General features: G+C 30.2%; 6 protein-coding genes. 1 reads left to right on the top strand and 5 read right to left on the bottom strand.

Going from position 1 to position 5356, the window contains the following annotated elements; all coding sequences use genetic code 11:
* Nucleotides 1-481 (top strand): AMP-binding enzyme (locus AB8B65_RS09470; protein ID WP_405300713.1); only part of this gene is annotated, 481 nt, incomplete at its 5' end.
* Between the two features lie 175 nt (nucleotides 482-656).
* Here AB8B65_RS09470 and AB8B65_RS09465 read toward each other — a convergent pair.
* From AB8B65_RS09465 to AB8B65_RS09445, 5 genes are all read right to left on the bottom strand, one after another.
* A complete protein-coding gene (locus AB8B65_RS09465; RefSeq protein WP_405300712.1) occupies nucleotides 657-1055 on the bottom strand; it encodes a heme-binding protein in 399 nt (132 codons plus the stop codon).
* Nucleotides 1056-1465: 410 nt separating this feature from the next.
* Nucleotides 1466-2302, bottom strand: a complete 837-nt coding sequence (locus AB8B65_RS09460; protein ID WP_405300711.1) for a helix-turn-helix domain-containing protein — start codon at nucleotides 2300-2302, stop codon at nucleotides 1466-1468.
* Between the two features lie 100 nt (nucleotides 2303-2402).
* Nucleotides 2403-2858 (bottom strand): GNAT family N-acetyltransferase, encoded by a 456-nt coding sequence (locus AB8B65_RS09455; RefSeq protein ID WP_405300710.1) that lies wholly within the window; start codon nucleotides 2856-2858, stop codon nucleotides 2403-2405.
* Between the two features lie 11 nt (nucleotides 2859-2869).
* Complete coding sequence (locus AB8B65_RS09450) at nucleotides 2870-3745, bottom strand: KilA-N domain-containing protein (protein ID WP_405300709.1); 876 nt, start codon at nucleotides 3743-3745, stop codon at nucleotides 2870-2872.
* Between the two features lie 77 nt (nucleotides 3746-3822).
* On the bottom strand, nucleotides 3823-5127 hold the full coding sequence (locus AB8B65_RS09445; RefSeq protein ID WP_405300708.1) for a DUF4365 domain-containing protein: 1305 nt from the start codon (nucleotides 5125-5127) through the stop codon (nucleotides 3823-3825).
* Nucleotides 5128-5356 lie beyond the last annotated feature (229 nt).

Below are 5356 nucleotides of genomic sequence, written 5' to 3'. Positions count from 1 at the left end.
TTCAGCATACGAAAACAAATATTTTACAGGCGATGGTGCTTTGCGCGATGAAGTCGGATATTACCGAATTACAGGTAGAGTAGATGATGTTATTATTGTTTCTGGTCATAACTTAGGAACAGCGCCAATTGAAGATGCGATCAACGAACATCCTGCGGTGGCGGAATCGGCAATTGTAGGTTTTCCGCACGATATCAAAGGAAATGCATTGTATGGTTATGTTACGTTAAAAGAAACTGGCGAAAGCCGAAATCACGATAATGTACGCAAAGAAATCAATCAAATCATTACGGAACAAATTGGACCGATTGCGAAGTTAGACAAAGTACAATTCACCAACGGATTGCCAAAAACACGTTCGGGGAAAATTATGCGTCGAATTTTACGAAAAATTGCAGGAAAAGATACGAGCAATTTAGGTGATACAAGTACATTACTAAACCCAGAAGTTGTCCAAGATATTATGGACAACGCTTTGTAGAAATAGAAACATAGAATCATAAAAAAGCTGTTTGAAAAGTATTAAAGTCGTCATTCTGAATTTATTTCAGAATCTCATTAAACTGATTTTCAATTGTTATGAGAAACCGAATCAAGTTCGGTTTGACGAAAATGTGACTTTTCAAACAGCTTTTTAATTTATAGCTATTTGATTATTAAAGTGCTAAAGCGCCTGCTTCTGCAACTGTATGATCGTTTTCAACAGAACTTCCACTTACTCCAATTGCACCAATAACTTCGCCTGCTGCGCTTTTAATTGGCACGCCACCAGGAAATGTAATCAATCCGTTATTAGAATGTTCAATATTGTAAAGTGCTCCGCCAGGCTGCGATAACTCTCCAATAATTCCTGTATTCATGTCAAAATAACGTGCTGTTTTTGCTTTTTTGATCGAGATGTCTAACGAACCTAACCAAGCGCCATCCATACGTGCAAAAGCGACTAAATTTGCTCCTGCATCAACTACTGCAATGTTCATTTTTGTATCTATTTCAATAGATTTTGCTTGTGCTACTGAAATTATTTTTTCTGCTTGCTTTAATGTAATATTCATACTGTTGTTTTTTTCTAATTAAAATAATACTGCAAAATAACAGAAGAATGCACTATTTTCTATTACTAAAAAAGGTCATTGGTTTATGAAAAAAGGTCAAAAGTAGAAAATAGCAGAATGAAGGAAGAATTTTTAAACGTGAGTATAATTTAGGCTTCATTCAAATCAATTTTTGAAAATCCTGAAAACTTAGTTTTTTATTTTCGTTTTCTTTGCTCGCACAAAGAAAAGAAACAAAAGAAAGTGCGCTTTTCCAGAGGTATTTTTAATTTTTCTTTTTAGGAGAAAAATTAAAACCGCATGAATTTTTCTAAATTTTTTCCAAGGCTTCAAAAATTTTTAACGCAAAATCCCTACTATACTGCGGAAAAGAAGAAACTCACTGTTGACTTAAAATCGAACTCAGATTTTCAAGAAACTTTACTCGGACTAAAACCGAACTTATTTTTAAACGCAATACTAAAGTTTGAAAGGTTGTTATACCCAAAATCTAAATAAATATCAGAAGGTTTGCAATTTCCTTGCTCTAGCATTTCTTTTGCTTTTTGAAGGCGTTTGTTTTGCAACCATTTTCCTGGAGAAACACTATATTCTTTGATAAAATGACGTTTAAATGTAGACAAACTCATGTTACATAAAAAGGCAATTTCTTCCAGTTTTAAATTGGAATGTATTTTGCTTTCCACAATTTTTTTAAAAGAAGATGTTTCTTGAACGATTAACGATTCTAAATACAATTTAAACGTGTTTCCGTATTTATTGATAAGATAGAGTAGAAGTTCTTCAAACTTTACAGAAAGTAAGTTTTCCATAAAAATCGCGGGCGCTTCATTAATGGTTGCCAAAGAATTTAAATACGAAGTAATATATGCATCATTCCGAATGACAAAATACGGAACTTCATCAGTTACACCTTGTGTTGCTTCTGTGTGTTTTTCTAAAAATTCTTTGAGTACTTTCTCAGAAAAGAATAATAGTTTACAATAATAAACGGCTTCTGTTTCCAACAATTCTGTCCACAACCAATTTCCTTTTTTCAGCAATAACGATTGATCTTTATTAACGGCAACCGAATTTCCAGCAAAATGAACTTGCTTCTTTCCAACTTGTAAAAAGCTAAACATATTCATTCCCAGATTGACTTTGCTTTTCACAACATCATTCGTCATCTTAAAATCGTAGACAAATAAATCGGGTTTCTTTTTAGTGTCTGTAAGATAGATTTCGGGTATGTTTTCTATTGCCATGGAGTTACTAGCTTGTCGTATTACGAAGTTCTTACTTATTTTTTAATAAGCAGTAATTTTTCTGAGTTTTAATTGAATTGATAAGTCGTGAAGGATAACATTATATATCAATTCTCCGTTCAAAACGTATTTTTCGAATTCCATGATCAGTTTCCCATTGTTTCACTTCTTTAAAACCAGACTTCAAATATAATGTAGTTGCAGGACCATTAGCTACGCCAGTTTCCACCATAAATAAATTGGAATCAAAAGTATTGAAAACGAACTCCATTAACTGTGATGCAATTCCTTGTCGGAAGAATTTTGGAGCAACTACCAAACTCTGAATATGTGTCTGTTTTGCAGTATGATGAATTTCAACAACTGCAGCGAGTTCATTGTTTTTTATATAACCGAAAAATATGTTGTCACTATGTATAAAACTTTCTAATGGTCTTTTTAAAGGAGGAAAATCAATGGCTTTTAACAATTCGGCTTCAACCGTGTATGAAACTTGAAAAACGGAACGGATTTCTGTTGCAGTTTCTTTGTTGGTTTGTGAAAGCTTTTTGATCATTTTATTTTTCTTTATTCTAATTTCTTTTTTTCGTCTATATAAGTCGAATCTGATTGTTTTTTAATTGATTTAAGAATATCCATTTTGTTTAATATTTCTAATTGCTGTTTTGCAATTCTTTGCATATTTTGAAAACGTATTCTTTTTTCAATTCCACTTTTAATTAATTCAGAATTTATAGATTCAAGATTTGACAAGACAGCAAGTTCATTAATACTTGCAAAATCTCTCATATTATTTCCTTCTAAAGACAGTTTTGGATTCGATTCTTTCCATTGCTTGGCTGTACAACCAAATAATGCTACATTCAATAAATCAGCTTCTTCTGCATATTCAACCCATTGTTTGTCTGATGCGTATTCAGATTTGGGAATAATATGATTTTTAACTGCATCCGTATGAATATGATAATTAGCTTTACTCAAAATTCTTTTCACGTCCCATTCTAAATTATATTGATTGGTTTCAATTTCTTTTAATCTCTGGTACTCTTTTACGAGATAAAGTTGAAACATTGGACTAATCCACATTCCAAAATTGAAAGCTATATCTTTATGTGCATACGTTCCTCCATATCTACCAGCTTTTGCTGTCAAACATTTAATATTAGCTCTAGCTGTTAATTCTTTAACACTTATTTTAAATGAATTTGCTCCTGCTGATTGTCTAATTATGGCGAATTCGCCATAATTAAAACCTGGATTATTCATGGTTTCCCAAGCTGCAATATAATCCAATGTATTTGCGTTTCTTAACCAATCACTTATAAAGAAATCTCCGTCTTTAGCTTTTACCATATCAGTTAAGCTCATATAATGATCAGAACCGTGATTGACTATAGAAATTGTAATTCCATCAGCTTCGATCTTTTTTATTTTTGCTGTCATAATTTTGAGAGGTTATCTTTCTTAGTTTTCAATACAGGAGACAATAAAAAATCATTTTTGAATTTATACATAAGGATTTATTTCACTTTTTTTCTTTCATACTTATATTCTGGTAGTTCTCTTTCTATGTTATTCAAACTCATATTTATACAATTTAACATGTTAAAAAAGTCTCTATCTTTATCAGATACAATAATTGAAATATCATGGAGAGAAGCTACAAGATTATTAATCTTATTATCTAAGTCTTTACATTCACTAGGAGGAAAACCTATATTAATTGTTGACTGGTGTAACTTGTCAAGTTTTTTAACTAATTTATTTAAATATCTAATATATTGTTTAGGAGTTATGGAGTCATTGCAAAAACGATTAGTATGGTATAGTATTTTCTCATATAATATTGTAAAGTTATCTAATAGTTTATCCGCTATTGGAATATATTCTCCTTTGTCCAAAGTGTTCTTTTCTATAAAATCATCTTCGAAAATGGTAGATCTCCAAGAAGTATTAATTCCACTCAAGACTTCATCTGATTTACCAATTAGAGGTCTTGCTATTTCAGGTAGATTTTCTCTAACCCAAATAGTACTGCATAGAGGAACTCCTTGACTTTCGCCACCTAGAGAATCAAAAAAATGAATATATATTACATCATATTCTTTCTTTTTAGATAAAAAATCAGATATTTTATTTCGGAGATATATTTTCGATTTATATTCTTCATTAATTTTAGGAATTAATATTCTCATAGCTTCTTTTGAGCTTGCAAAAGATCTCTCTACTAATATTCTCAGATTAGTTCTTAAGGCAACACCATTTGAATTATCATCTTGTTTTAATAATGAATAATATTTTTTATGTGTTAAAGTTTTTCTTAGTTGAGAAATCAAATTTGTTCCTTCATAAGCTATATTTTCTAATTTATTTCTAGAATTTAAAGTATTAAGTGAATTTATTAAAGGAATTTTGATTCTGACTTTTGAAGAGTTATTACGCCATTTTGAATTTTCTAAATCCAAAACTTCATAAATATATTTTTGCATGAAAATAAAATAGCCTTTCTCTTTATGAATATCAAATACACAGAGAATTATGGGAATATCACAAACATCACAAAAATGTAGAAACTTTACATCAGCATCAAAAGTATAATTTGTTATTAGGTTTTCAAATTTTCTAGAATCATCAATGGTTTTTAATTGAACTTTAATAAATTTTGCTGATGTCTCTCCTTTTTTATCAAAAATTTCAATTTCACCATCAATATCATTATCCCATTCCATTTTACGGTATTTCCAAGAATTGTTTCTGCAAAATTTAGAAATTATAGCTCGTGACTCATCTTCATTTATAGTATATGGATCTATTTTTGATCTCATTAATTAAAGAATTATTTATTAAATATAAGATTTTTCTTCTTAAACCAATAAGCTACCCAAAAACCAAACTAGACTTCGCATGCACATCCAACAACACTTTCCGCAAAATACGTTGTACATCTACATTGTCTTTTTGTTTGATTTAAAGTATTTCACCTTTAGATAAATCTTTATTTTTGTCTTTTTGATAGTTGTAATAATCCAAAGCTTCTTTTTTTACATATTTTGT

The sequence above is a fragment of the Kordia sp. genome (assembly GCF_045105435.1).
Classification (GTDB): Bacteria; Bacteroidota; Bacteroidia; order Flavobacteriales; family Flavobacteriaceae; genus Kordia.
Note: the sequence above shows the minus strand (reverse complement) of the source record. Positions and strands in the feature narration are given on the sequence as shown.

Coding starts and splice junctions, on each gene's coding strand:
- AB8B65_RS09465 (WP_405300712.1), bottom strand. CDS start 1,055: ATGAATATTACATTAAAGCAAGCAGAAAAAATAATTTCAGTAGCACAA.
- AB8B65_RS09460 (WP_405300711.1), bottom strand. CDS start 2,302: ATGGCAATAGAAAACATACCCGAAATCTATCTTACAGACACTAAAAAG.
- AB8B65_RS09455 (WP_405300710.1), bottom strand. CDS start 2,858: ATGATCAAAAAGCTTTCACAAACCAACAAAGAAACTGCAACAGAAATC.
- AB8B65_RS09450 (WP_405300709.1), bottom strand. CDS start 3,745: ATGACAGCAAAAATAAAAAAGATCGAAGCTGATGGAATTACAATTTCT.
- AB8B65_RS09445 (WP_405300708.1), bottom strand. CDS start 5,127: ATGAGATCAAAAATAGATCCATATACTATAAATGAAGATGAGTCACGA.